Origin of the sequence: Algibacter sp. Ld11 (assembly GCF_045066735.1) — a bacterium.
In the GTDB taxonomy this organism is placed as follows: domain Bacteria; phylum Bacteroidota; class Bacteroidia; order Flavobacteriales; family Flavobacteriaceae; genus Algibacter.
The window spans coordinates 56683-83165 of sequence record NZ_JBISHH010000011.1; the positions used below are offsets into that span (position 1 = coordinate 56683).

The window sequence follows — 26483 nt, forward strand, 5'->3', positions numbered from 1 at the left end:
AAGAAATAAGGCGTTTACAGCCGAAATTATGTATTTTAGCATTATAATTTAAGAACAAATTATGACAGACAAACCCCTTATTTTAATCACGAATGATGACGGTATTACTGCCCCAGGAATTCGAGCATTAATTGAAGTTATGGTTAACATAGGCGATGTTTTTGTAGTCGCTCCCGACAGCCCACAAAGCGGTATGGGGCACGCCATTACTCTAGATGCCATGCTCTTTGCCCAAAACGTTAAAATTAGCGAAGGTCCGCAAAAGGAATTTAGCTGCTCTGGCACCCCTGCCGATTGCGTAAAAATAGCCATTAGAGAACTACTACCACGAACGCCAGACCTCTGCGTTTCGGGAATAAATCATGGATCTAACTCTGCTATAAATGTTATATATTCTGGCACCATGAGCGCTGCTATTGAAGCTGGAATTGAAGGTATTCCTGCTATTGGTTTTTCATTATTAGATTATAGTTGGGACGCTAGTTTTGAAGCCTCTAAACCCTACATAAAAACGGTTGCAGAAAATGTACTAAAATCAGGTTTACCTAAAGGTGTTGTTTTAAACGTAAACATCCCAAATGTAAAAAGTGGACATATTAAGGGTATTAAGATTTGCAGACAAGCGAAATCTAATTGGGTAGAATCTTTTGATAAACGCAAAAACCCACAAGGCAAAGATTATTATTGGCTTTCGGGACAATTTGTAAATCTAGACGGTGGTGAAGACACCGATGAATGGGCGTTAGCAAACCATTATGTTTCTGTGGTTCCTGTACAATTCGATCTAACGGCACATCACTTTATACAACAACTAAATACTTGGAATTTAAAATAGATGAAAAAAGACATTTTTATAGGCATGCTCGTTGGTTTAATAGCAAACGCTGTTGGCTTAATTTTAACTGCAACTTTACTTGGTGGAGGAGATGATTTTACTACGGTAATTAAAGCCGCTGCCGAAGAAGGCTTTTTAGGAAAATTAATTAGCTTAGGTGCTGTTTTAAACCTTATTAGTTTTTTTATTTTTATTAGAAGAAAAGAAGATTATCGCGCTAGAGGGGTTTTATTAATCACCGTTTTTATTGCGGTATTTACATTTCTCTTTAAAATGTTTTAGTGAATTACAAAACCCACCAAAATAAAAGTTGTAGCAAATGAAGTATTATATTATCGCAGGTGAAGCATCGGGAGATTTACATGGCTCAAACCTAATGAAGGCTTTGTTTCAAGAAGACCCAAAAGCCGAAATTAGATTTTGGGGAGGCGACCTTATGCAAGCTGTAGGTGGCACTTTAGTAACACACTACAAAGAGCGTGCTTTTATGGGGTTTATTGAAGTGATTATGAACCTGAGAAAAATATCTAAATTTATAAATTTTTGTAAAGAAGATATTGCTGACTACAAACCAGACGTTGTTATTTTTATTGATAATTCGGGCTTTAATTTGCGTATTGCCAAATGGGCCAAAGCAGCCCATTTTAAAACTCATTATTATATTTCGCCACAAGTTTGGGCCTCTAGAGCAAGCCGTGTTAAAAATATAAAACATGATATAGACGCCATGTATGTTATTCTTCCCTTTGTTGAAGATTTTTACAAAAAATACGATTACCAAGTAAACTTTGTTGGACACCCACTTATTGATGCCATTGCTAACAGAGAACAAGTTAGCGAAAAAACGTTTAGAGAAACTCACCAACTTAGCGACAAACCTATTATCGCCCTATTACCAGGAAGCAGAAAACAAGAAATTACCAAAATGTTATCGGTAATGCTTAGCCTTGTCAACGATTTCAAAAACTACCAATTTGTAATTGCAGGTGCACCAAGTCAGGATTACAGTTTTTATCAAACCTTTATCAAATCGGCTAACGTAAAATTTATTGACAACAAAACTTACGATTTATTAAGCATTTCTACTGCCGCTTTAGTAACCTCAGGAACCGCCACATTAGAAACCGCGTTATTTAAAGTACCGCAGGTAGTTTGCTATAAAGGCAGTGCCATATCTTACCAAATCGCAAAACGCATTATTACTTTAAAATTTATTTCGTTAGTAAATTTAGTAATGGACAGAGAAGTAGTTACAGAACTTATTCAGAGTGATTTTAATAAAAAAAATCTTAAAAAAGAATTAGAACGTATCTTGGACAAAGAAGGTAGAAAAAAACTCTTTTTAGAGTACTACGAATTAGAGAAAGCCCTTGGCGGAAAAGGTGCTAGTGAAAAAACTGCGAAATTAATATACAACGCCATAAAAGCTTAATCTTTATATGAAAAAAATCATTTTTGTACTTGCTATATTTATTAGTTTTAGTAGCTGTAAATCTTCTAAACAATCAAAAAGAAATTCCAATTCTTCTTCTAAAATAATCACTAAAAAATCGGATGCATACGAAAATGGACGCGTAGTTATTTCTTCCGAAGAAAAAAATTATAGACCAAGAACCGCAAATAGCAGAAGAACAAAAGCAGACAACATTATTGAGTACGCCGAAAGTTTTGAAGGTGTTCGATACAAATGGGGTGGCACTACTAAAGCGGGAATGGATTGTTCGGGATTAATTTACGAATCGTTTAGAGCATACGACGTGAATTTACCAAGAATTTCTCGAGACATGGCCAAGCGTGGTGATAAAATTAATTTAAAAGATGTGCATAAAGGTGATTTACTATTCTTTAAAACCGGAAATAGAAGAAATGCCATTAACCATGTTGGACTCATTGTTTCTATAGAAAATAACAATATTGAATTTATACATGCCACGAGTAGCAAAGGTGTAATGACCTCTTGGATAAACGAAACTTACTGGCATAAAGCTTTTTACGAAGCTCGTCGGATTTTATAAGATATTTTATATCTTAGTTTAATTATGAAAATTCTCAATTTCACCATAATTAAACTAACCACTTGCCTAGTTATTGGCATTCTAACTGGGTATTTTTTTTCAATCGCATTAATGACGGCTTTGTATTTTACATTAGCCGCATCCTTCTTTTTAGGTATAGCTTATTTTATAGCCGAAAAACAGTTTTTTAAAACTATCTGGTTCGGAATCCTTGCTTTTATCTCAATGATTTCTATTGGAATCCTCACTGTAAATATCCACAACGAACAAAACTTCACCAACCATTATACACACCATATTTTAAATAAAAATAACCAAGCAATAACTTTTAGAATTCGTGAAGTTTTAAAATCAAATACTTATTACGATAAATATGTAATCGACGTTTTACAAGTGGACACAAAACCAACAAAAGGAAAATCGTTACTAAGCATAAAAAAAGACACTATAAATCCATCACTTAATGTAGACGACATATATTCCACAAAAAGCAGTTTTAACAGCTTAGGATATCCGTTAAATCCTTTTCAATTTGATTACGAATCGTATTTAGAAAAGAAATACATTTATCATCAAGTCAGCTTAAAACGGCACGAGCTATTTTTAATTAACGATAATACACATACGGTATTTGGATACGCAAATTCCACTCGGCAATTTATTAATTCGAAATTAAAAAAATATCATTTTAAGCCCGACGAACTCGCTGTAATTAATGCGCTTTTTCTGGGGCAAAGACAAGACCTCAGTGAAGACATTTATAACGATTACAGAAATGCAGGAGCTATACATATATTGGCTATTTCAGGACTTCATATTGGAGTTATACTAATTCTATTAAATTGGAGTTTAAAACCGATGGAACGTTTAAAGTTCGGTAAACTCCAGAAAGCAATATTAATACTTATCATTCTATGGAGTTTTGCCATAATTGCTGGTCTAACAGCATCGGTAACTCGAGCCGTAACGATGTTTAGCATTGTTGCAATTGCAAAAAACTTAAATAGACCAACTAATATATACAACACCTTAGCAATTTCAGTTTTTATTCTTTTATTACTAAAACCGCTTTATATATTCGATGTTGGTTTTCAATTAAGCTATATGGCTGTACTTGCTATTGTCTACATAGACCCGATGATTTATAAATTATGGCAACCAAAAAACAAATTACTAGATATTTATTGGCATACTATTACTATAAGTATCGCAGCTCAATTTGGTATTGCTCCGCTTCTACTCTTTTATTTTCATCAATTCGCTGGGCTATTCTTGTTGTCTAGCATCATTATTATTCCGCCGTTAGCTATTATTTTAGGCCTAGGAATCGTTGTGATTCTAATGGCTTCTCTAAATATATTACCCTTATTTTTAGCAGACTTTTTTGGATATATTATTAGCGGAATGAATTATATTATGAGTGTTATTTCTCAACAAGATTCATTTATCTTCAACGATGTTCATTTTACCACCTGGCATGTATTAACGTCTTATCTTATAATTTTTTCAATAATACAAATCTGTAAAAATTATAAGTTTTCTAATTTAAAATGGGCGCTTTTAGCTGTAATTGGTTTTCAGTGTGCTCTTATTTACACAAATTTTAGAAAACCTTCTAATCAATTTGTCGTGTTTCATAAAAGTCGTTTTAGCATGATTGGCAACACAATGCAAAACAAATTAAGCGTAGCTCATGATTTAGACAGCACGGCTCTTTTAAAAAATTCAACTATAAAAAACTATACCGTAGGTCATTCCATTAACAACATTGAACACAATAAGCTTCAATCTATTTATCTATTGAAAGACAAAAAACTATTAGTTGTGGATAGCTTAAACACCTACCACATCAAATCGTTTAATCCCGATTATGTTCTACTGCGCCAATCACCCAAAATAAACCTAAACAGATTAATCGACTCTATTAATCCAAAATATATAGTTGCGGATGGCAGCAACTATAAATCTTACACAAAACAATGGAAAGCTATTTGTAAAAAACGAAAACTCCCTTTTCATGACACGCATGAAAAGGGAGCTTTTATAATAAACTATTAAGGGTATACTCTAGGCCCTATCCTTTAAACTCTGATTTAAACGCATTGTAATATGCATTAAATTCATCTTGAGTTTTTATATTTTTATGATCGTCGTTTTTAAACATCTTTAAATACAACTCCAGTTGTGTTGGTGTTTGATAACCTCTTAACGGTGTAATAACCTCAGCTGTTTCATCAAAAAACAAAACAGTTGGATATGCGTTTATTTGAAAATATCGCGCTAATTCATGTGCAGAATTACGTCTATTCGCCTTAGCAGGATCGTAATTAGGGTTACTGAACGATTTATCTTTGTAATTTATGACAGCATTCCCTTCACCATTTAACTTTACGGCATAGTAATGTTCATTTACATAATCTGCAACTTCTTTATTTTGAAATGTGTTTTTATCCAACATTTTACAAGGCCCACACCAGTTGGTATAAATATCCATCATAATCTTTTTTGGATTTTTCTTTTGAAGCGTAATAGCTTCTTCTAATGTTAACCATTTAATTTCTTGCGCACTTACGTAAACCGTGGAAATAAGCGTAAATAAAAACGCGAATGTTATTTTTTTCATTGCCATTAATTTTAATGTATTCAGCTTCATATTAGTTATTTGAAACCTTTAACTTGTTACAAAAGTAACAAAAGCCGTACCGAACTTACAAAAAACGCCCCTAAAAAAGGAGCGTTCTTATATATTTTAACATTTTATTTTATTATCGAACACCATGCATAAGCCTTTTAAGCAATGGATTTAGCACCAATGAAATTAAGGCAAATATTGCGGGAACAATAGTAAATATCAAGAAAAAACTACTTAGAGAATACTCTGCTGTAATCTTATCAATCATGCCTCCCATGGTTCCTGCTGCTTTTTGACCGATAGCAATGGCCAAATACCAAATACCGAACATAAACCCTATCATTCTACCTGGAACCAATTTACTTAAATATGATAACCCTACTGGTGAAATACACAACTCACCCATAGTATGCAATAAGTAAGCTAGTATTAAAAATACCATACTAACAGATGCTGTTTGCGCGCCTTGAGGAATACCCAATGTTCCAAAAACTAACACACCAAAACCTAAACCTAAAAGCAGTAACCCAATACCATATTTCATGGCTGCACTCGGGTTATATTTACTTTCCCACCATCTAGAAAATAATGGCGCCAATGTAATAATGAAAAACGAGTTTAAAATCCCGAACCAAGTAGCAGGCACTTCCGTGGTATCTTTACTAAACTCATTATTAATCTTATAATAAACAATGTACCACAGAAACACAAAAGATAAACTTAGAATTATATTAGACAAAAGTATTTTCTTGTACGTTTTTTTGAAAAGTAAAAGCAAAACATAAGTAATAATAGCCAAAGGACCTACTGTTAATATTAAATCTATTATTTTAAAAATAGTAGCAGAACTTCCAGTAAGCGCGCGCTCCGTATAATCTCTTGCAAACAACGTCATAGAACCTAAAGCTTGCTCAAAAGCTGCAAAAAATATAACTGTGAACACAGCAAAAACTGAAACTGCGATAATTTTATCTCGTACAATTCTAGAATATCTAGAAATACGTGTTATTATTAAATATAAAAATAGAACTAACGCCGTTAAAACGGTAACACTCGAACCATCTAAACCTCCTAATTTAAAGTTTAGCAAATTAACCTTTCCAATTTTAGAAAGCGGATCGTTAATAAGATACAGAAAGCCACCTAGTGCAGATAATATTATCAAAACCTTATCTATAGTTGTAAAAGGATTTAACTTCTCAACATGCTCGGTTACATCCTGTTCTTTAGGATTTCTTTCATTGATATTTTGAGGTAATTCTACTTCATGCACTTTAGATGGTTTTTCTCCAATTTGTCCAAAAAAGTCTTTTGCTAACCAAAACTGAATTAATCCTAGCAACATAAAAACGCCTGCCAATCCAAAACCATAACTCCAACCAATATTTTCGGCCAAATACCCACAAAGCATCATTCCGAAGAAAGCTCCAGCATTTACGCCCATATAGTAAATAGTGTAAGCACCATCTTTTTTAGACTCCTTACCTTTATACATCTCAGAAATCATAGAAGTCATGTTAGGCTTAAAAAAACCAGTACCTATAATTAATAAGGCCAAACCTAAATACAACGACCAAGGTGTTTCAAAAACCATTGACAAATGCCCAAGCATCATAAAAAAACAACCAATAATAACAGCCCATTTATAACCTGTTATTTTATCGGCCACCCATCCACCAACAATAGGTGTTAAATAAAGCATAGAACCATAAGTTCCAATTAAAGCCAAGGCATGCTCACGAGGCCAATCCCAACCAGGATTTGTACCAAGCATTGGCGCAGTTAAAAACAACACCAAAAGAATACGCATTCCATAGAAAGAAAAACGCTCCCACATTTCTGTAAAGAAAATAATAAACAAACCTGCAGGATGCCCTATCACTTTATCTTTAAATAGATTTTCAATATCTGTATTCATAAATAGAATATTTAATGGTTATAATGAAGAAAACCCTCAAAAGAGGGTTATTTATTTTTTTAGTTTTCAGCTAACTCGAAACCTTCAGCTTCATCGTTTTTTAAAATACGCTCACTTTCTTCTGCTCCGTGAGTTAATCGTTTTAATGGTTTCAAAATTATAATAAATAAAACACCAATTACCACCGTAAACAATACAATACCAGAGAATATATATAGCTCACCAAACTCACTCGCAGACTCTCCAATAATACCTGCAACTTTATTACCTAAACCAGTAGCAGCAAAATACACACCCATCATTAAAGAAGCATATTTTACAGGAGCTAATTTAGTAATAAAAGAAAGCGCAACAGGCGAAATACATAACTCTCCAATGGTATGAAATAAATAAGCAAACACTAACCAAATCATACTAGAAGAACCCGAATTTTCAAATTCTAAAGCTGCAAATACCATAAAAACAAAACCAAATCCCATAATTATAATACCTAGCGCCATTTTAAATAAAGAAGAAGCTTCTCCACCTTTAAGTTTTCTTTTCGCCCAAATACCAGCAATAAATGTCGCTAAAAGAATAATAAAACCAGCATTTAAACTTTGAAACATAACAGTTGGCACTTCCCAACCTAATAACATTCTATTGGTTTTCGTATCGGTATACAAATTCATTAATCCACCAGCTTGCTCAAAAGCACCCCAGAAAATTATAACCATAATGAAAGATAATAATAAAACTACAAAACGATCTTTATATACTTGTGTATCTAAATCTTTATAAATCATCATCAATAAAGATGCTATGGCTGTTAAGAATAAAAATAACAATCCATATCCCCATCCCATAAAATACCAACCTATTAAAGTTGCAACAAATAAAATACCTGCGAACATTAATTGTTTTGGCGAATTAAATAACTCACTATAAAGCTTACCATAAGACACTTCGCTTTCATCATTTGTACTAGGCACAAAATTACCAACTTGAACTAAATATTTTTGACCAGCAATATAGTTTATTAAACCTAATAACATAACCACACCTGCTAGACCGAAACCAGCATGCCAACCCCATTTTGCAACAACACCACCAACAATCATGGTTGCTAAAAGCGATCCCAAGTTAATACCAATATAAAAAATACTAAACCCTTTATCTCGTCTAATATCACCAGCTTTATATAAGCCACCAACCATAGTAGAAATATTGGGCTTTAATAATCCTACACCCAAAATAACTAAACCTAAACCTGTGTAAAAAGCCCAAATATCTGTTAATACTAAAACCGCATGCCCTAGACACAAAATTATAGCACCATACAAAACAGCCTTTTTCTGGCCTATAAGTTTATCGGCAATCATCCCTCCCGGGATAGACATCACGTAAACAAGCATAGTATACCACCCATAAAGCGCTAAAGCTTCTTGGTCGGTCCATGCTAAACCTGCTCCTCTATCATCTCCTGTTGTTTGCGTAGTCATGTATAAAACTAACAGGGCACGCATGCCGTAATAAGAGAAACGCTCCCACATTTCGGTTAGAAATAAAATATACAATCCTATTGGTTGTCCAAATAATTCTTTTTGATGAGATTGCAATGCTTTTGCTGCCATAAACTTGTTGTTAGTTAGTAATACTATTAGTTATTGATTGATTTTATCTCCTAAATTTTCATCTAAAAAGTTAGTCATTTTAGTATATAAATGTAACCTTGTATTTCCACCATAAATACCGTGGTTTTTATCTGGATAAATACCCCAATCAAATTGTTTATTAGCTTGCACTAAGGCTTCAACTAAGCGCATAGTGTTTTGTACATGCACATTATCGTCACCAGAACCATGTATTAAAAGAAAATCACCTTTTAATTTATCAACATGGTTTATAGGTGAATTCTCATCATAACCACTTGCATTCTCTTGTGGCGTCGTCATGTAACGCTCTGTATAAATAGAATCGTAAAAACGCCAGCTGCTCACCGGAGCTACAGCTATAGCTGTTTTAAAAACATCGTTTCCTTTAAATAAGCAATTACTACTCATAAAACCACCAAAACTCCATCCCCAAATACCAATGCGTTCAGCGTCGATATAAGGCAAAGCACCAAACTCTTTCGCTACAGCGATTTGATCTTCAACTTCATATTTACCCAATTCATTCTGAGTTATCTTTTTAAAAGCAGCACCTTTAAAACCAGTTCCTCGTCCATCAACACAGGCTACAATATAACCTTTTTGCGCCAATAATTGATACCAATAATCGTTAGAACTTATCCAGCTATTTGCAACTTGTTGAGAACCCGGTCCGGAATATTGAAACATTAATAATGGATATTCTTTAGAAGCATCAAAATCAATAGGCTTTACCATCCACATGTTTAAATCATTACCGTTAATGGCAATGGTTCCAAATTCTTTCCTAGAAATTTTATATTCTGAAAGTTGCTTCGCTAAACCATCATTGTTTTTTATTAACTTAATGACTTTTCCCGAAGTCGCATTATTTAAAGTATATCTTGGCGGTATTGAGGCATTCGAAAATGTATTTATAAAATATGAAAAATCGGCACTAAAAGCAGCCCCGTTTGTTCCTTCATCTACTGTTAACCTTCTCTTACTTCTTCCATTTAGCTTTACAGAATACACATCGCGATTAATCGAACCGTTTTCAACCGATTGATAAAAAATAGTTTTAGTTTTTTCATTAAAGCCATAGTAATTAGTTACCTCCCAGCTGCCTTTAGTTACTTGGTTTACTAACTCACCTGCTTTACTGTAATGATAAATATGATTGTAACCATCCTTTTCACTCGTCCAAATAAAGCTATTATCCTCTAGAAAAGTCAAGTTGTCGGTAACATCAACATAAGCCTTATCAACCTCCTTTAAAAGCACGCTGGTTTTATTGGTTGCCGAATTATAAGCTATTAATTCCAAATCGTTTTGATGACGATTTAAAATTTGAGCACTTAAAACATCCGTATCTTTTGTCCATTCCATTCTTGCAATGTACTCAAAATTATCACCAACATTTACAGCAGTCGTTTTTGTAGTTTCTAAATTATAAATGTGAAGTGACACTTTAGAATTTGCCTCACCAGCTTTTGGATATTTAAATACCTCTTGTGTTTGATAAAGTGCAGTTCCATATATATCCATTGAAAATTCCGGAACATTCGCTTCATCAAATCTTATGTAGGCTATTTGAGTTCCATTTGCATTCCAATCGAAAGCACGAACAAAAGCAAACTCTTCTTCGTAAACCCAATCGGTAATACCATTAATAATTTTGTTTTTAACGCCATCGAAAGTAATTTGAAACGTTTGATTAGAAATTAAATCTTTGACGTATAGGTTATTTTCTTTTGCAAAAGCTATTTTACTTCCGTTAGGGGAAAAAGTAGGCTCTTGTATTTTGTCTTCAGAGATTAACTGTAAAGACTCGCTTTCTACATTATAAACATAATAATGACCTAATACAGAATGACGAAAAACCGACTCTTCATTAGTTGCTAAAATAACCTGACTTTCATCTTTACTAAACGTATAATCTGTAAAGTAATCTACACTTTCCAAATCTGAAGAATTTACTAATGTTTTAACCTTTTCCAAGGTTTTATAATCGTAAATATCGATTGAAGTACTGCGCTCTTCTCGATTAAAATTTAATACAGAATACTGCTGACCATTTGCCATGGAATGCAAAGCATCCAGCCTTTCTGTTCTAAAAGTTCCATTCCATATTTCTTCGAGGGTAATTTCCTTAGTTTGAGCCGATAAAACTGCTGTAAAAAAAAGACAAATCTGAAAGCTGATTCTTAGGTATTTCATTAAAATTGATGTTTATTTCTCATGAGAACGGCAAGTTTAGTGAAAATCCTTTAAAAAAACCATTATATTAACACATAAATAACTTGAAAAACTCAAGTTCTCGAATAATTATAAGAAGTATATTATCTTTACACCGATAAACAACCAAATTATGAGTAAAACAATTGCTGGATTTTCTAAATTATCAAAATCTAAAAAAATTGAATGGATTGCAAACACTTATTTTGAAAATGCAGAAAACGCCAAAACAGTATTAAAACAATACTGGAATGATAACGAAAAATTACAGCAATTACATGATGAGTTTATCGAAAACACCATTAGTAATTACTATTTACCGCTTGGTGTAGCTCCCAATTTCTTAATAAACAATAAGCTATACGCCATACCAATGGCCATTGAGGAAAGCTCTGTTGTTGCCGCAGCAAGTAAAGCTGCTAAATTTTGGCTAGATCGTGGTGGCTTTAAAACTACTGTAATTTCGAGCACTAAAATTGGACAAGTTCACTTCATGTTCAAAGGTGATTCTAAGAATTTAGATTTATTTTTTAAGGCTATTAAATCGAAACTTATTTCCGATGCAAAGCCAATTACAAAAAACATGGAAGCCCGTGGTGGTGGTATTTTAGACATAGAGTTACGCGATAAGACCACAGATATCGAAGATTACTACCAACTGCATGTTTCTTTCGAAACATTAGATGCTATGGGTGCTAATTTTATAAACTCATGCTTAGAGCACTTTGCAAAAACATTTAAACATGAAGCTTTACAATTTAAAAGTTTTTCGGAAGAAGAAAAACACATAGAAATTGTAATGAGTATACTATCTAACTATGTTCCCAATTGTTTGGTACGTGCCGAAGTAAGTTGTAATGTTGAAGATTTAACTGAAAACAAAACCATTTCTGGGAAAGCTTTCGCTGAAAAATTTGTGCGTGCCGTTAATATTGCAGAAATAGAACCCTACAGAGCAGTAACACATAACAAAGGTATTATGAATGGTATTGATGCCGTTGTTCTTGCTACAGGTAACGATTTTAGAGCTGTGGAAGCTGGCGTGCATGCTTATGCCGCAAAAAACGGCAAATATAGCAGCTTATCTCATGCTAAAATAGAAAATGGCATATTTACCTTTTGGATGGAGATTCCACTAGCATTAGGCACCGTTGGCGGTCTTACAGGTTTACACCCTTTAGTAAAACTAGCTTTAGAATTATTACACAAACCATCGGCAAAAGAATTAATGCAAATTGTAGCAGTTGCTGGTTTAGCTCAAAATTTTGCAGCCTTACGCTCTCTCACGACAACAGGAATTCAACAAGGACACATGAAAATGCACCTGATGAATATTTTAAACCAGTTTGAAGCTACCGATGCTGAAAAAGTAATATTAGTTGAACATTTTGCAAACAACCCAGTAAGCCATAGCGCTGTTGTAGATGCTATCAATAATTTAAGAAAGGAATAGATTAAAAAAATCACCTAGATATTTTCAATATAAAGGAGTTATTTATTCTTTCAAGAAACGTAATGACTCTTCGTTTTTAAAATTCAATACATAAAACCCTTTATCTAAACTTTGAATATTAATTCTATTTTTACTACTAGAAACAAACCCTTCCTGAATTCTTTGCCCTAACACATTAATAATACGGTACGCTTTAATTTCCTTTAAATTAGAAATAGAAATATAATTTTTAGCAGGTACTGGATATACAGATAATTTACGCTCTACATTAGCTAAATTATTTACTGACAATGTAGACGACTCTAAAAATAAAGTAGATTCTTTTTGAATATTATAATCAGCTAACGTACGTCCATCTTGTAAAGTCTGCCCATTATATTTTATAACTTGTTCATTTGGAGGTATACCTTCCTTATCTTGAATCTTTGCCTTTACATTATCAATAGTATCATTAGCTTCAACATCTAAAGTAATAGTTTTACTATCGCTAACTTTAACAAAAATTTGCATCGCCATAACATTTAAAGACAAAAACAGACATGCAATTAAAGCGTACTTTTTCTTCATAGATATATTTTTAATAGAATTAGTTTTTTTATTCTCATAACAAAGTTTTTTTTAACCTCATGCAACGAAAAGATTTTTAAATCATTTTTAAGAGTTTACTCATACTATCAAAAGTTTGGGTCGCTTCATCTTTCAATTGATTGTTATAATCGTGTTCTACATAACCAAAAACATCAAATCCACCTGCTTTTGCTGCGCGAACTCCAGATATGCTATCTTCAATTACAACACATTCTTCCGGCATAAACCCCATAGTTTCGGCTGCCCATAAAAACACAGCTGGATCTGGTTTCCACTTTTGCAACTTGTAACAACTAAATATTTTGTTTTCAAAAAAAGGAAGTAATCCTGTGAGACCCAAATTAAGTTCAATTTTATCTTCTGGCCCGCTTGAAGCTACACAAAAAGGAATCTCTAGATTTTCAATTACATTTTTAACCCCTTTAACAGGCTTCATATCCTTTTTAAAAGCTTCAAAACTGCGTTGTCTATAATCGCTTTCTAACGAGTCTGGAAGTTCTTTTTGAGCAAGCTCAGTAATCATCTGTTTGCAAGCTGTAAAGAAACTACCTTTAAAATGTTTCATTCCATAATTTAAATCAATATTGGCACCATATTCATTGGCTATATCAACTAATACTTGAATGCTTACCGGTTCGCTATCGACCAAAACACCATCGCAATCAAAAATGACACATTTATATTTTTTCATAAACCTAGTATTTAATAATCTCAAATTCGCTACGTCGGTTTAATTGATGTTCTTCCTCTGTACAATTTAACATTGGGCATGAAACAATAGGCTCCATTTCTCCAAAACCTTTAAAGGATAATCGACGTGCGTTTATATAACCTTCCAAAGCTAAATAATTTCTAGTAGATTCTGCACGACGTTCAGATAAAATCTGATTGTATTTTGCTGTACCTCTGCTATCGGTATGCGCACTAATTTTTAAATATATTTCTGGGTAACGCTCCAACTTGGCAGCCAACGCATCTAATATTTTTTTAGAATCCGCACGAATATTCCACGTACCAAAATCGAAATAAATAGGTTCTAACTGAAAAAACAACTTACCATCTTTCTCTACAACCGGAGGCCCATCGACATCTGTAAGCAAAGCAAACCGTGTTGGGTCTTTTTCTTTTAATTTCTTATCAATTTTCTTTTCAACAATAATGGCTTCTACAGGATCTACAACAACTGGTGGTGGTGGCGGAATTTGCTTTAAATACAAGACGTGCTTTTGATCTTGTTTTTCTAAAACTTCAACTTTTAATAATTTAGGATAATACCCTTCGCTTTCAGCTTTAAGCTCATAATGAGCAGCGAGTAAATTCAAATTAAAAACAGAAGGATTACTTAAAGTATTATTATACAATTCATCTTTTTTTCTATCACTTAAAACAACTTTAGCATTCGAGATATAAGCCTTCGTTACAGCATCACGAATTTCAAAAGTGTTAATATATTCTCTTATAAAAATCTCTCCAGATTGCTTAAACTGAAAAATATCATCATTTATTTTATTTCTATTTGAAGCAAAAAAGCCTTCGTTTTCATTATAATAAGACAAACTAAAGTCGTCGTATTGAGAATTTATGGGTGCACCTAAATTTGTTGGAATAGAGAACTCACCATCAACAACCTCCGACACAAAATTATCAAGCATTCCAAGTCCTAAATGACCGTTAGAAGCAAAAAACAAATGCCCTTCCTTTGATACAAACGGAAAATGTTCTCGGTTTTCTGTGTTTATTGTAGTTCCTAGATTTACAGGCTCTCCAATTTCATCTTCTTTTAAAACAACATAATACAAATCGAAACTCCCGAAACCGCCTTCAATATTAGATGAAAAATATAATTTTTTCTCATCTGGACTAAGTGCAGGATGCTGATAAGAAAAGCCATTTTTATTAAAAGATAATTTCTCAGGCTCTAGCCACTTTCCATTTTCTTTTACTGCCTTATATAGATGAATATTATTAGTATTATCATCACTAAACTCGCGTTTACCTTTTACAAGATTACTTATTGAAATGTATAGTGTATTACCATCTTTACTGAAACAGAAATTCCCTTCGTGATATTTAGAATTGATACCTTTTGGCAATGCCTTAACTGCACCTACAGTATCATTTTCTTTGTTTACCGCCGTAACGTATAAGTCCAAAAATGATTGATGCGTCCATTTATAAGTTTTTCCGAATAATTTATTTACACCTCTATCGGAAGTAAAATAAACACTATCTCCATATTTTACAGCACCAAATTCCGATGCATCAGAATTAAACTGAACTTTTTCAACATTATAATCCGGACTTTTTAGTTTAAAGGTTTCAATAACATCAATAGACTCTGCAATATCTAAGGTTGTTGAATTATTTTCTTTATATAATTTTAAATATTCTAAACCAGTTTCATAATCCCCTAAAACGGAAAGCATTTGATAAAGTTTAAAGTTGTATTCGTTATTATAACTTTTATCTTTTTCACCAAATCTGCCCTTTACCAATTGCTTTAAATGTCGCGAAGCTAAACGGTACTGAAATGTGTTATAGTAACATTCTGCAAGGTTTTCTAAATCATTTTTATGACGTACTTTTTCTAATGCTGCTTCATAATATACAGCCGCATTAATGTAATCTCCTTTTTCAAAGAAACGATCGGCTCTAGATTTCTGCCCCATAGCCATCTGAGACATAAAACAGATTGCAAAAATTATAGTTATTTTCTTAATCATATTAGTAGAATCTTGGAGATGAATATTTTTTACTTAACCCTAACACATCGAACCTATAAAGCAACACAAATTCGTGACTGCCATTATTGTAACTCTTTAGTTGGCTTGTATTAAAATCGTGCGCATAACCAATGCGTAAATCTGATGTTATATTAAAAACAGCTAAACCAGAAATAGCATCTTGATAACGATAAGAAACACCTAACTCAAATTTATTATCATACAACATATTTGCAGAAATATCGAATGATAAAGGAGCGCCTCCAACAATCTTCACTACGGTTGATGGTTTAATTTTAAACAAACTATTTAACTCATAAATATAGCCTGCAATTAAAAACCCATGAATGCTGTTATTGTATATCACATCTTCATTAATACTTAAATCGGCAGGAATTAAGTTAGGAGATGATAACCCTACATAAAAATTTTTATGAAACAAAAATGCTCCGGCACCGATATTTAAAACTGTTTTATTGGTGTTGCCGAAAGAAGGATCATTGGATACATTACTACCTATAGCACTAAAATTTAAATGATCGAATCCGGCCTTTAGCCCAAATGATAAATTTAATTCCTTATTCAAATTAATTTTATAAGCCGCATCGATGTTAAATACATTTTCACTTGTATTTACATTTCCACCAATATTATCGTTTAAATAATTTACACTTAATTCTATTTTTTCATTCAATGGAATATTAGCAAAAATATTTGCCGTTTTGGGCGCACCATCAATGCCAACCCATTGTGTTCGATACAAAGCTCCAACCTCAATAAGGCTCGGTTCATCTATCATATAAGCAGGGTTTATCATGCTCATATTATACATATACTGTGTGTACTGAGGTTCTTGCTGAGCAAAGCCAGCCAAGTTACAGACTATAAATAATATAAATAATTTTATCTTCATCAACTTATCTACTTAAATAAAAATTACCCTGGAAAGGTTTGGTTGCTCCATCTTTTGGATCAAAAACATAAAAATATACCCCCGAAGACAATTGCTTACCTAGTACTCCAGAGACGTTAGACTTACCATTAAAAAGCGGCGTACTCTCGGTGCCTTTATAAACAGTAACACCATATCTATTATGAATATTTAATTCGAAATTTGGATAGGTTTCCGGGAGGTTACATAAACTAAACTCATCATTCATATTGTCTCCATTAACCGAAATCCCATCTTTGATACAGCTCTCACAATTGTCATTACCAAATGGAAGAATAGTAACCACCATGGAAACTTTTTCTGATTCACAACCGTTTTCATCCACAGCAGCAACAAAATAATCTTCACCATTTACTAAAACGGTTCCCAAAGGCAATGGTGCGGTATCTATTTCCGTATCATACCAATTAAAATCATAACCATTATCAGCTACCAAACTGCTTACAGTTTCTCCATCTACAGCACAAAATGTTTGATTAAACGTTGTTGGCACATCAACCTCCTCAATAGTTAGTTCTATAAAGGCTACAGCTAAACGACAGGAAACATGCCCTTGAATTTCGTATCTAAAATTATAAATCCCAGAGTCTAATTGAGAAACATCTAATAAGTTTCCGGCTAAAACACCTGTGTTATCCATATCAATAAAAACACCTCCACTATTAGCTGTATCATCTAGATAATTTACTAAATCAATTTCTAAATCAGATCGACATACATTATAAGCAACATCTCCTCCAGCACTTGGGCTTGTATAAACAGTTACTGTAACGGTTGCCTCACTTCCGGAACACATGGTACTTCCCGATGGTGTAACATGATCTGGAACGGTATATGTATAAATACCTTCTTCTGAAGTACCAGGATCAAAATCAGCATTATAATCTGTAGTTGTATATCCGTTTGGGCCTGTCCAAGTTCCTGTACGGTTTGGATTTCCGCCTAATTCAGTAAACAAATTAACAACACCATTATTATCACAAACATCAAGAAGCGTATCCAGTCCGGCGCTAAACTCTTCATAAACTGTAAATGATAAATTAGCTGAATTAGTACAACCTTTATCAGTTAAAGTTGAATACGTAAAATCGAAAAATTGATTATCATTAATTTCTGGTAGCTCATAAGTTGTTGGGTTTGTTAAGGTCTCTCCCGAAATATTATCAGTCCATGTTCCTAGAGGTCCTTCATAAATGGGGTCATCAATACCATTTGTACCTAATAAAGAAAATAGATTTAACGGATTTGCAATTAACACATCGGTTTCACAAAACTCTAACTCAACAGTATCTTCCCCTGCATAATTATTAGGCAATAAAACCACTGTAACATTTGTAAATTTCGGATCACATGGCGAACTCCCACTACTACCGCAATTATTACATAAACCAGAAACATAATATCTAAAAACATATGTGCCAGCGTCGGCTTGAGTAAGTGTTGCTAAATCAATATATCCTGAGTCCACATCTCTTCTAATATCCGATGGACCAGAAACAAAACTCCATGTGTTACAACCTAGAATTTCAGGATAATCATAAAAAACTCCATTTTCTGTTGTGAAGGTTAACTCGTTGTATAAATTGATACTTGTTGGTTTATTGTCATCTAAACAAACTTCTAAAGGTTCTATTTGATAAAAAGGTTTTATGGGCTCGTAAATTCTAAAAACGATTTCAGACTCTTTACTTGGGCAATCACTTAAAGATGATCTAGCTTCTACCGAATATTTATAAATAAACTCTTTACATCCAAAATTAGGTTCGGTGTTTTTTAAATAATCATAAACTTGTCTAATATTTATTGTAGAATCTATAGGATTATCAATCTGGTTGGTAGGGTCTAAAACGGCACTCCATGTTCCCTCTGCATCTTCACCAATTAAAAAGGCATCGTTTGTTAAGTCAATATCAGCATCCCATAATCCAGACAATATATCAGTTTCGCAAATATCATATGTAGAGGGCTCTCCCGATAGTACATCACGAATAACCTCGACTTTAAAATGTGATACTTTTTCTGAAGCGCATGGAGTAACTCCATAAACGGTATAAGTAAATTCGAAAACATCAAACTCCACCAAATCACCATACGGTACATAAGGAATTTCTGCATTAAACTTACCTTCGGCACTTAAACTTTTAAAATTATCAGAATCTCCCATATTTCCAACAAACTCCCATACCCCATTTTTATGAGGAGAGGGTTGAGACTCAAAAACCTGAAACAAATCGAAACTAGATAAAACTGCTTGACAAACTGTGACATTAGCGTCATTAACTCCAGTAGGAGGTAGAGGTTTACCTTCAAAAGGTCCTAAAACAATATTTAGTTTTGTTATAATCCCATTGGGACAAGTACTCGATGCATCAATTAATTGAAACTGATAAGAATCGATATTAACCGATGCATCCTTTAGATCCCATAAATACAAATCACCGGTAGAAGAATCTACAGAAAAATTATAATTAGGATCAAACCACGACCCCGACGTTAAATCTATTGGAGCTTGAGCTCCAGGAATACTATTGTACACATCGTACAAATTAATTATTCCGTCAGGCGTTCCATCAGCGTTCTTATCAATGGTTGTCATGTCACAAACATTATAAGTCACTATTTCATCGCATTGTGCATATACTTTTGCAAAACAAGTTATTAGAAGTGCAAAAGTCAAAAAGAAGGCTTTTTTCAATTGAGATAATTTAGATTCTAGACACCGTATTAATTACCGTGTGCGAGCAAAGGTGGAAAAAATAAAAATCGCTAACTAAAAAACGAGAAGAAAAAACACCAAACAACTGATTTTTATGTATTTCATCGATTAAATTAATAAAAAACACAATAATAAAAAGAAAAAACCGACAAACAGCACCAACTAATCACACACAAAATGAATTAGCCATTGATTTATTAAAAAACTTGAATTGACAGAATAACATAAATACTTTCTAATACTATCTAAATCTTAAGGCGTAGAATTAGAAACTTGTAACATTTTACCGTTATAATATTTATTTCCGTTAAGTGAGAAATCGAAAATATACTGAGCCATTTCTAAAGCTGTAGTTGGTGCTTTATAGCCAGGAAAAGCTTCTTCCAGCATTTCGGTTTGTACAGCTCCTAAAGCCAATACATTAAAAGCAATACCAGATTCTTTATATTCTTCTGCTAACAGCTCTGTAAGCGTAATTACAGCGGCTTTACTAGAACTATAAGCCGCTAAGCCAGGAAACTTCATACTACCTTGCACACCTCCCATAGAGCTAATAGTAACCACGTGGCTTGAAGCTAGCATAAACGGAAGTACTTTTCTAGTTATTTCGGCAACACCAAAAACATTTGTTTTATAAACCGCTTCAAAATCTGCCATTGTTATTTCTGAAAATGGCTTATTTAGTAAAGCGCCAGCGTTATTGATTAAAACATCAACTTGTTTCCAATTTTGGGAAATAAAAGTTTCAACTTTCTCATAAGCCTTTTCATTGTTTAAATCGAAAGAAAAGGAAGTAACGTTCTTTAAATTTAAATTACTAATAGGCTTTTCATTCCGCGAAAGCGCCAATACATTATGCCCTTCGTTTGCAAAAAGCTGTACCAACTCAAAACCAATACCTCTACTTGTTCCTGTAATAATTATATTTTTACTCATTGGTAAGTTTTATTTCTTTAGTTGAAGCGTTTATCATACCCTCTAGAGCAGGAATCATTTTATTTATAAAATTCGTCATGTGCATAAAATCCATATTTTCAGTTTCATCGTCCACATGATGATAATAATCAAAATTTGTAAAATCGAAGGTTGAAATGGCTTGCGCCGGAATTTGAAAAGATTGGTAGAATGGATAATTATCTGAACGTTTAAACAAATTAAATTCTTTTGCCTTTGGCAGGAACCCTATAATTTCAGCGTCGGCATAACTATTTAACCTCTCCGCCATATTCGATTCTTTATAGCCAGTAACATAAGCCATAGTTTCTCCTTCTGCTCTCGGGACTCCAATCATCTCGAAATTAATCATGGTGTACACATTTAAACTATCGTTTTTTAAACGCTCAGCTAAATGTCCAGAACCTTTTAAACCCATTTCTTCTGCAGCATAAAGCGTAAACAAAACACTACGTTTATTAGTTTTAGTTTCAGAAAAATATTTTGCCCATTCCATAACAGCCACTGTACCCGAAGCATCATCGTTAGCACCGTTTGCAATAACATCGCCATTAACTTCTTTTGCTGTACCAATATGATCGTAATGCGCACCTAAAATCACGAATTCATCTTTTAAACTAGAATCATTCCCTTCAATATAACCTACCACATTATAGCCTGTAATATCTTTTACTTTAAAAGTATCTCTATAAGTTTCAAAATAAGGTTTTATATTATTCTCAACAAAGAAACTCTCTATAAAAACTGCGGCTTTTTCTATACCAACACTTCCTGTACTTCGTCCTTCCAAAGCATCAGATGCTAAATACTCTAAACTCGTTTTAATAGATTTTTCTTCTATTTTATTTTGAGCAGCACAGCTAAAAACAAACATTACTAAACTAAGACTTAATATATTTTTCATATTTAGATTTAAAAATTAAAGATAAAAAAAACCTGCTTCAAAAATATGAAACAGGTCTTTATATTTAGATTTTTAAAAATCTGGTTACACTAACATAGTTACCGGATTTTCAATATATCCTTTTAATGTTTGAAGGAATAAAGCACCTGTAGCACCATCAACCGTTCTATGGTCGCATGCTAATGATAACTTCATGGTATGTCCAACAACAATTTGTCCGTTTTTAACCACTGGCTTTTCAACTATATTTCCAACAGAAAGAATTGCAGAATTAGGCTGATTTATAATCGAGGTAAATGTATCGATACCAAACATACCTAAGTTAGATACAGTAAATGTACTACCTTGCATTTCATCTGGAGTTAATTTTTTGTTTTTAGCTTTACCTGCAAGTTCTCTAACCGCACTACCAATTTGTGGTAACGATTGCTCGTTTGCAAATTTAACTACTGGTACAACCAAACCATCTGGAACTGCTACTGCAACACCAATATGCACATGATTATTTAAACGCATTTTATCTGCAAACCACTGTGAGTTTACTTGTGGATGTTGCTTTAAAGCTAAAGCACAAGCTTTAACAACAATATCATTATATGATATTTTAGTATCAGGAATAGAGTTAAATTGCGTACGGAAAGACATTGCGTTTTCCATATCAAACTCCACACTTAAATAGTAATGTGGTGCAGAAAACTTAGAGTTTGTTAACGCTTTAGCAATTGCTTTACGCATTTGCGAGTTATCAACCTCATCAAAATCTTCTTGACCGGAAGGCACAAACTTACCAGCCGATGCTGCTCCTGATGCAGGTTCATAATTTTCAATATCGCGCTTAACAATACGTCCATTTTCACCAGAACCTTGTATTTTCGTTAAGTTAATTCCTTTATCTTCAGCTAGCTTTTTTGCTAATGGAGACACATGTACACGTCCGTCTGCCGTAACAGGCGTTGGAGCTGGTGCACTTGCTTTTTTAGGAGCTGTGGCTGCTGCTGGAGTTGCTTTTGGTGCTTCTTTTTTAGTTTCAGCTTTCGGAGCTTCTTTGGCAGGAGCCACTGATGTAGAGAAACTAGAAGCCACACCAGAAACATCTGTTCCTGCAGGGCCTATAATTGCTAAAAGTTCATCTACTTTTGCAGAATCACCTTCTTGTAAACCAATGTATAATAAAGTACCTGACTGGAATGATTCAAATTCCATGGTTGCTTTATCCGTTTCAATTTCAGCTAAAATTTCACCTTCGTCAACATTATCACCTACTTTTTTCAACCAAGTTGCAACGGTACCTTCTTCCATGGTATCACTTAAACGTGGCATAGTTACAACAATAACACCTTCTGGCAATTCAGCAGATGCAGTTGTTTCTTCCGAAGGCTCTTCAGCTACAGGAGCTGTTGCTTCTTCAGTTTTTTCTTCAGTTGTCGCTTCCGTAGAAGCACCACCACCGTTTAAAAGCGCTGAGATATCTTCACCTTCGTCACCAATAATAGCTAAAAGCTCATCTACTTTAGTAGTTTCACCTTCTTGAACACCAATATGAAGCAAAGTACCTTCATTGAAAGACTCAAACTCCATTGTGGCTTTATCAGTTTCAATTTCGGCCAAAATATCGCCTTCTTCAATTTTATCTCCTACTTTTTTCAACCAAGCTGCAACGGTACCTTCTTCCATGGTATCGCTTAAACGAGGCATATTTACTACTATTGCCATAGCTTATATTTTGTGTTGTATAAATGGATAATCTTCTTGTTCGTATACCATATCGTAAAGCTGTTGCTTTTCTGGGTATGGAGATTCGTCTGCAAATTTTTCACATTCTGCAACACGATCTTTAACACGCTTATCGATTATTTTAATATCGTCTTCCGTAGCATATTTGTTTTCAAGAATAACATCTTTTACCTGCGTAATTGGATCTATTTTCTTGTACTCCTTTACTTCGTCTTTTGTTCTATAATGCTGCGCATCACTCATTGAGTGCCCTCTGTAACGGTAAGTTTTCAACTCTAAGAAAGTTGGACCATCACCACGACGACCTCTTTGAATAGCTTCATCAAAAGCTTCTGCAACTTTAATTGGGTTCATACCATCTACAGGTCCGCAAGGCATATCATAACCTAAACCTAATTTCCAGATATCAGTATGGTTTGCCGTTCTTTCTACTGAAGTTCCCATAGCATAACCGTTGTTTTCACAAACAAATATTACTGGTAACTTCCAAAGCATTGCCAAGTTGAATGCCTCATGAAGCGAACCTTGTCGTGCAGCACCATCACCAAAGCAACATAAAGTTACGGCATCGCTACCGTGATACTTATCGCCAAATGCAATACCTGCTCCTAACGGAATTTGACCACCAACGATTCCGTGACCACCATAAAAACGAAATTCTTTAGAAAAAATATGCATAGAACCTCCCATACCCTGAGATGTCCCTGTTACTTTACCAAACAATTCTGCCATTACACGTTTAGGATCTACTCCCATACCAATAGGTTGAACGTGATTACGGTAAGCGGTTATCATTTTATCCTTAGTCAAATCCATAGCGTGCAAAGCACCTGCTAAAACAGCTTCTTGACCATTGTATAAATGAAGAAATCCTCTTACTTTTTGTTGAATGTAAACGGCAGCTAGCTTGTCTTCAAACTTTCTCCAGAATAACATGTCTTCATACCATTTGAGGTAAACCTCTTTTGTGATTTTTTGCATCGACTAGTGTTAATGTTTTTATTTCGCGAAAGACAAAAGTAACACATTGCAAGTAATTGTAAAAACCCAATGCACTTAAAGTGAAAAAAATATTAAAAAAACTTAATTTAAGAACGCCTTTAAATTATCTTCAAATAATTTGAATGAATACTGATTTTTTAAAAATCTAAAGCGCTGATTTATCAAAACCTAGAGGCAATAAATTAGCTAAAGAATTTGATTTAGCGACTTTGCCTGTTTCACCCATAAAATAAATTTCGATTGGGCTATCTTGTTTCACCTCATATTCAGCTATAGACTGTCGGCAAGCACCACATGGAGGAATAGGTGCTAAAGTTGTTTTTATTTTTGAACCAGCAGTAATAGCCATGCGTAAAATTTTTGCGTCTGGATACTTAGCTCCTGCATAATATATAGCAGTACGTTCTGCACACAAACCAGACGGATATGATGCGTTTTCTTGATTACTACCCGTAATGATTTCATTGTTATCCAAAAGTATGGCAGTGCCCACATGAAATTTAGAATATGGCGCATAGGCTTTATCCCGAGCTTCTATAGCTTTCGCCATTAATGAAACAACATCATCAGGTGTTTCATTTAAATCATCATAAACGTATAAGGTGGATTCTATCTTTACTTCTTTCATATATTTTTTTAGTATAACCGGTTTTTCAATTTAAGAAGCTTTAAAAAGTTGTTTTACATTTCATCTCAATTATTGAAAAATCTAAAGTTTTGAACGCAACAATGTAAGCTAAAAGTTGATATCTACAACCAAAGCCTTCATTTTTTTTCTTTTCACATCGATATAAAGGGATGTAAAAAGAAATAATAAAACTAGAAATATGCTTGAAAAATTATTTTTTAATCTCCAATTTCTCAGCAAAATAATCACAGAAATCTTTCATGGTTGCCGTCATTTTTTCGTCTTGTGTGGCACGGTTAAATGTGTTACTCATTGCTACAAGGGTTTGATGAAAAAAGACTTTCATCTCGTCTACGGGCATATCCTTAGTCCATAAATCTATACGTAAACTTTCTTGTGTTTTAGAATCCCAAACAGATAGCATCATGGCTTTAGCCTCAGCATTAGAAATACCGCCATCTTGGGCCGTCCAATTTAATTTTTCTGGAACTCGATTTTCATCTAACTCCACATTTAATTCAATCTTAGATTTTATATTAGCCATTACTTTTTTTTGGTTTAAATTTTGATTTATTAAAGAGTTCTTCAGCATTCATGATTAACATATCTTTAAAAGCGGTATCATTACTCTCCATATAAGCTTTTACAATTTGCCACCCCATGTATTGCCCTATTTTTCCTGGCGATTCGTCATCTATACCTTCTAAATAAAATTTAGAAAATGGTGCTGGATTTATAAACCGATTGGGTAACTTAGAATTTGTGCTGTATAATAATTCCCGTTCTACAAAGTATTGCCATACCGAACTCTCATTATTATCAACCCAATTTAACTCTTCTTGAGTATAACTTATACGCTCATTTTCTAATTTAAAAGGAATTACTTTGTCTTTAAAATATAGAATTTTACCGAAATAGATCATTTCATCCAAAAGCGTTTTTCTTTCCGGTTGAAAAACATATTTCTTAGCATATTCTTCTGCAACATCAACAACAATTTGTTCTTTACGTAAATCTTTTGAAATATATTTTGGAATGCTTTGATAAAAATAATGATCTTTCCCTAAATAAGCATCTAGAGCTAATAGAACAATAGTATCTGTAACAATAACGCGATTTCTATAATCTACGTTACTAGTAGTTGTTATAACTCGCGGTGTTTTTAATTCAGGAAAATAATAGTTAATATAAGTCAACAAATCTTCCAACTCCTCTTCTATCTCTTTATAATTAGAAAACACTTTATCTACCTCGCCACTTAATTCTTGTTGCAACGTATCGTTCACTTTATCCATCCAAATAGAATCTGCTATAGATTTTGGAAACATAAACGGATATGCTTTTTTCAACTTAGGCAATTCATACCGATTAGTTTCTGCAAAAAATCGATCGAAGCGCTCTACTGAAATGTCTATCTTGTTGTTTTCCAAGACCAACTCCATATCGCTTTTCTTTTTACAAGAAAAAACACAAATAGTAATTAGAAAAATTAATAACAGTTGTTTCATACTAAAACTTAAACGATTTAAATTTTTATTAATTGAGTGTTTACATTATTTTTGTTGGCAAAGGTAGTATTCT

22 protein-coding genes are annotated in these 26483 nt (G+C 33.5%); 6 read left to right on the forward strand and 16 right to left on the reverse strand.

The annotated features are described in order from the left end of the window. Positions 1 to 61 precede the first annotated feature (61 nt). The 5 genes from surE to ACJJV4_RS05660 are packed head-to-tail and all read left to right on the forward strand — an operon-like array spanning position 62 to position 4908. Positions 62 to 835 carry a 5'/3'-nucleotidase SurE gene (gene surE / locus ACJJV4_RS05640; RefSeq protein WP_405292487.1) on the forward strand — a complete coding sequence of 258 codons (774 nt, stop codon included), beginning with the start codon at positions 62 to 64 and terminating at the stop codon, positions 833 to 835. Beyond that, positions 836 to 1117: a hypothetical protein gene (locus tag ACJJV4_RS05645; RefSeq protein WP_405292489.1), complete on the forward strand. Its 282-nt coding sequence runs from the start codon at positions 836 to 838 to the stop codon at positions 1115 to 1117. It abuts the gene before it with no gap. 37 nt (positions 1118 to 1154) lie between these two features. Beyond that, positions 1155 to 2267: a lipid-A-disaccharide synthase gene (gene lpxB / locus ACJJV4_RS05650; RefSeq protein WP_405292490.1), complete on the forward strand. Its 1113-nt coding sequence runs from the start codon at positions 1155 to 1157 to the stop codon at positions 2265 to 2267. A gap of 7 nt (positions 2268 to 2274) precedes the next feature. Further along, on the forward strand, positions 2275 to 2850 hold the full coding sequence (locus ACJJV4_RS05655; RefSeq protein ID WP_405292491.1) for a C40 family peptidase: 576 nt from the start codon (positions 2275 to 2277) through the stop codon (positions 2848 to 2850). Between the two features lie 24 nt (positions 2851 to 2874). Next, positions 2875 to 4908 (forward strand): ComEC/Rec2 family competence protein, encoded by a 2034-nt coding sequence (locus ACJJV4_RS05660; protein WP_405292492.1) that lies wholly within the window; start codon positions 2875 to 2877, stop codon positions 4906 to 4908. A 16-nt stretch (positions 4909 to 4924) separates the two neighbouring features. Here the strand turns inward: ACJJV4_RS05660 and ACJJV4_RS05665 are convergent, their stop codons facing one another. The 4 genes from ACJJV4_RS05665 to ACJJV4_RS05680 form a co-directional block, all read right to left on the reverse strand. After that, positions 4925 to 5473, reverse strand: coding sequence for a thioredoxin family protein (locus ACJJV4_RS05665; protein ID WP_405292493.1), 549 nt, complete (start codon positions 5471 to 5473; stop codon positions 4925 to 4927). Positions 5474 to 5615: 142 nt separating this feature from the next. Further along, a complete protein-coding gene (locus tag ACJJV4_RS05670; RefSeq protein WP_405292494.1) occupies positions 5616 to 7400 on the reverse strand; it encodes a peptide MFS transporter in 1785 nt (594 codons plus the stop codon). Positions 7401 to 7459: 59 nt separating this feature from the next. After that, positions 7460 to 9013, reverse strand: a complete 1554-nt coding sequence (locus tag ACJJV4_RS05675) for a peptide MFS transporter (protein ID WP_405292495.1) — start codon at positions 9011 to 9013, stop codon at positions 7460 to 7462. Between the two features lie 30 nt (positions 9014 to 9043). Next, positions 9044 to 11230, reverse strand: a complete 2187-nt coding sequence (locus tag ACJJV4_RS05680) for a S9 family peptidase (protein ID WP_405292496.1) — start codon at positions 11228 to 11230, stop codon at positions 9044 to 9046. A gap of 151 nt (positions 11231 to 11381) precedes the next feature. Here ACJJV4_RS05680 and ACJJV4_RS05685 point away from each other — a divergent pair, with 151 nt between their 5' ends. Next, entirely contained in the window at positions 11382 to 12701 is a 1320-nt protein-coding gene (locus tag ACJJV4_RS05685; protein ID WP_405292497.1) for a hydroxymethylglutaryl-CoA reductase, degradative, read from the forward strand. Between the two features lie 42 nt (positions 12702 to 12743). On the opposite strand, the gene ACJJV4_RS05690 is transcribed toward ACJJV4_RS05685, so the two are convergent. The 12 genes from ACJJV4_RS05690 to gldB form a co-directional block, all read right to left on the reverse strand. Next, positions 12744 to 13268: a ubiquitin-like protein gene (locus ACJJV4_RS05690; protein ID WP_405292498.1), complete on the reverse strand. Its 525-nt coding sequence runs from the start codon at positions 13266 to 13268 to the stop codon at positions 12744 to 12746. 76 nt (positions 13269 to 13344) lie between these two features. Then, positions 13345 to 13980, reverse strand: a complete 636-nt coding sequence (locus tag ACJJV4_RS05695) for an HAD family hydrolase (RefSeq protein WP_405292499.1) — start codon at positions 13978 to 13980, stop codon at positions 13345 to 13347. A 4-nt stretch (positions 13981 to 13984) separates the two neighbouring features. Further along, entirely contained in the window at positions 13985 to 16012 is a 2028-nt protein-coding gene (locus tag ACJJV4_RS05700; RefSeq protein ID WP_405292500.1) for an OmpA family protein, read from the reverse strand. A 1-nt stretch (position 16013) separates the two neighbouring features. Continuing rightward, the gene (locus ACJJV4_RS05705; protein ID WP_405292501.1) at positions 16014 to 16925 is read right to left on the reverse strand and encodes a type IX secretion system membrane protein PorP/SprF; all 912 of its coding nucleotides are present in this window, start codon (positions 16923 to 16925) and stop codon (positions 16014 to 16016) included. Between the two features lie 4 nt (positions 16926 to 16929). Beyond that, complete coding sequence (locus tag ACJJV4_RS05710; RefSeq protein ID WP_405292502.1) at positions 16930 to 19560, reverse strand: gliding motility-associated C-terminal domain-containing protein; 2631 nt, start codon at positions 19558 to 19560, stop codon at positions 16930 to 16932. Positions 19561 to 19932: 372 nt separating this feature from the next. Next, positions 19933 to 20616 carry an SDR family NAD(P)-dependent oxidoreductase gene (locus ACJJV4_RS05715; protein ID WP_405292503.1) on the reverse strand — a complete coding sequence of 228 codons (684 nt, stop codon included), beginning with the start codon at positions 20614 to 20616 and terminating at the stop codon, positions 19933 to 19935. Next, positions 20609 to 21538, reverse strand: a complete 930-nt coding sequence (locus ACJJV4_RS05720) for a M28 family metallopeptidase (RefSeq protein ID WP_405292504.1) — start codon at positions 21536 to 21538, stop codon at positions 20609 to 20611. Before ACJJV4_RS05720 ends, ACJJV4_RS05715 begins: the two co-directional genes overlap by 8 nt. An 84-nt stretch (positions 21539 to 21622) precedes the next feature. After that, on the reverse strand, positions 21623 to 23251 hold the full coding sequence (locus ACJJV4_RS05725) for a 2-oxo acid dehydrogenase subunit E2 (protein ID WP_405292505.1): 1629 nt from the start codon (positions 23249 to 23251) through the stop codon (positions 21623 to 21625). 3 nt (positions 23252 to 23254) lie between these two features. After that, positions 23255 to 24253 (reverse strand): pyruvate dehydrogenase (acetyl-transferring) E1 component subunit alpha, encoded by a 999-nt coding sequence (gene pdhA, locus ACJJV4_RS05730; RefSeq protein ID WP_405292506.1) that lies wholly within the window; start codon positions 24251 to 24253, stop codon positions 23255 to 23257. A 166-nt stretch (positions 24254 to 24419) separates the two neighbouring features. Continuing rightward, on the reverse strand, positions 24420 to 24902 hold the full coding sequence (gene cdd / locus ACJJV4_RS05735; protein ID WP_405292507.1) for a cytidine deaminase: 483 nt from the start codon (positions 24900 to 24902) through the stop codon (positions 24420 to 24422). A gap of 211 nt (positions 24903 to 25113) precedes the next feature. Further along, entirely contained in the window at positions 25114 to 25446 is a 333-nt protein-coding gene (gene gldC, locus ACJJV4_RS05740) for a gliding motility protein GldC (RefSeq protein WP_405292508.1), read from the reverse strand. Further along, the gene (gene gldB, locus ACJJV4_RS05745; protein WP_405292509.1) at positions 25439 to 26410 is read right to left on the reverse strand and encodes a gliding motility lipoprotein GldB; all 972 of its coding nucleotides are present in this window, start codon (positions 26408 to 26410) and stop codon (positions 25439 to 25441) included. The genes gldC and gldB overlap by 8 nt, the downstream gene beginning before the upstream one ends. Positions 26411 to 26483 lie beyond the last annotated feature (73 nt).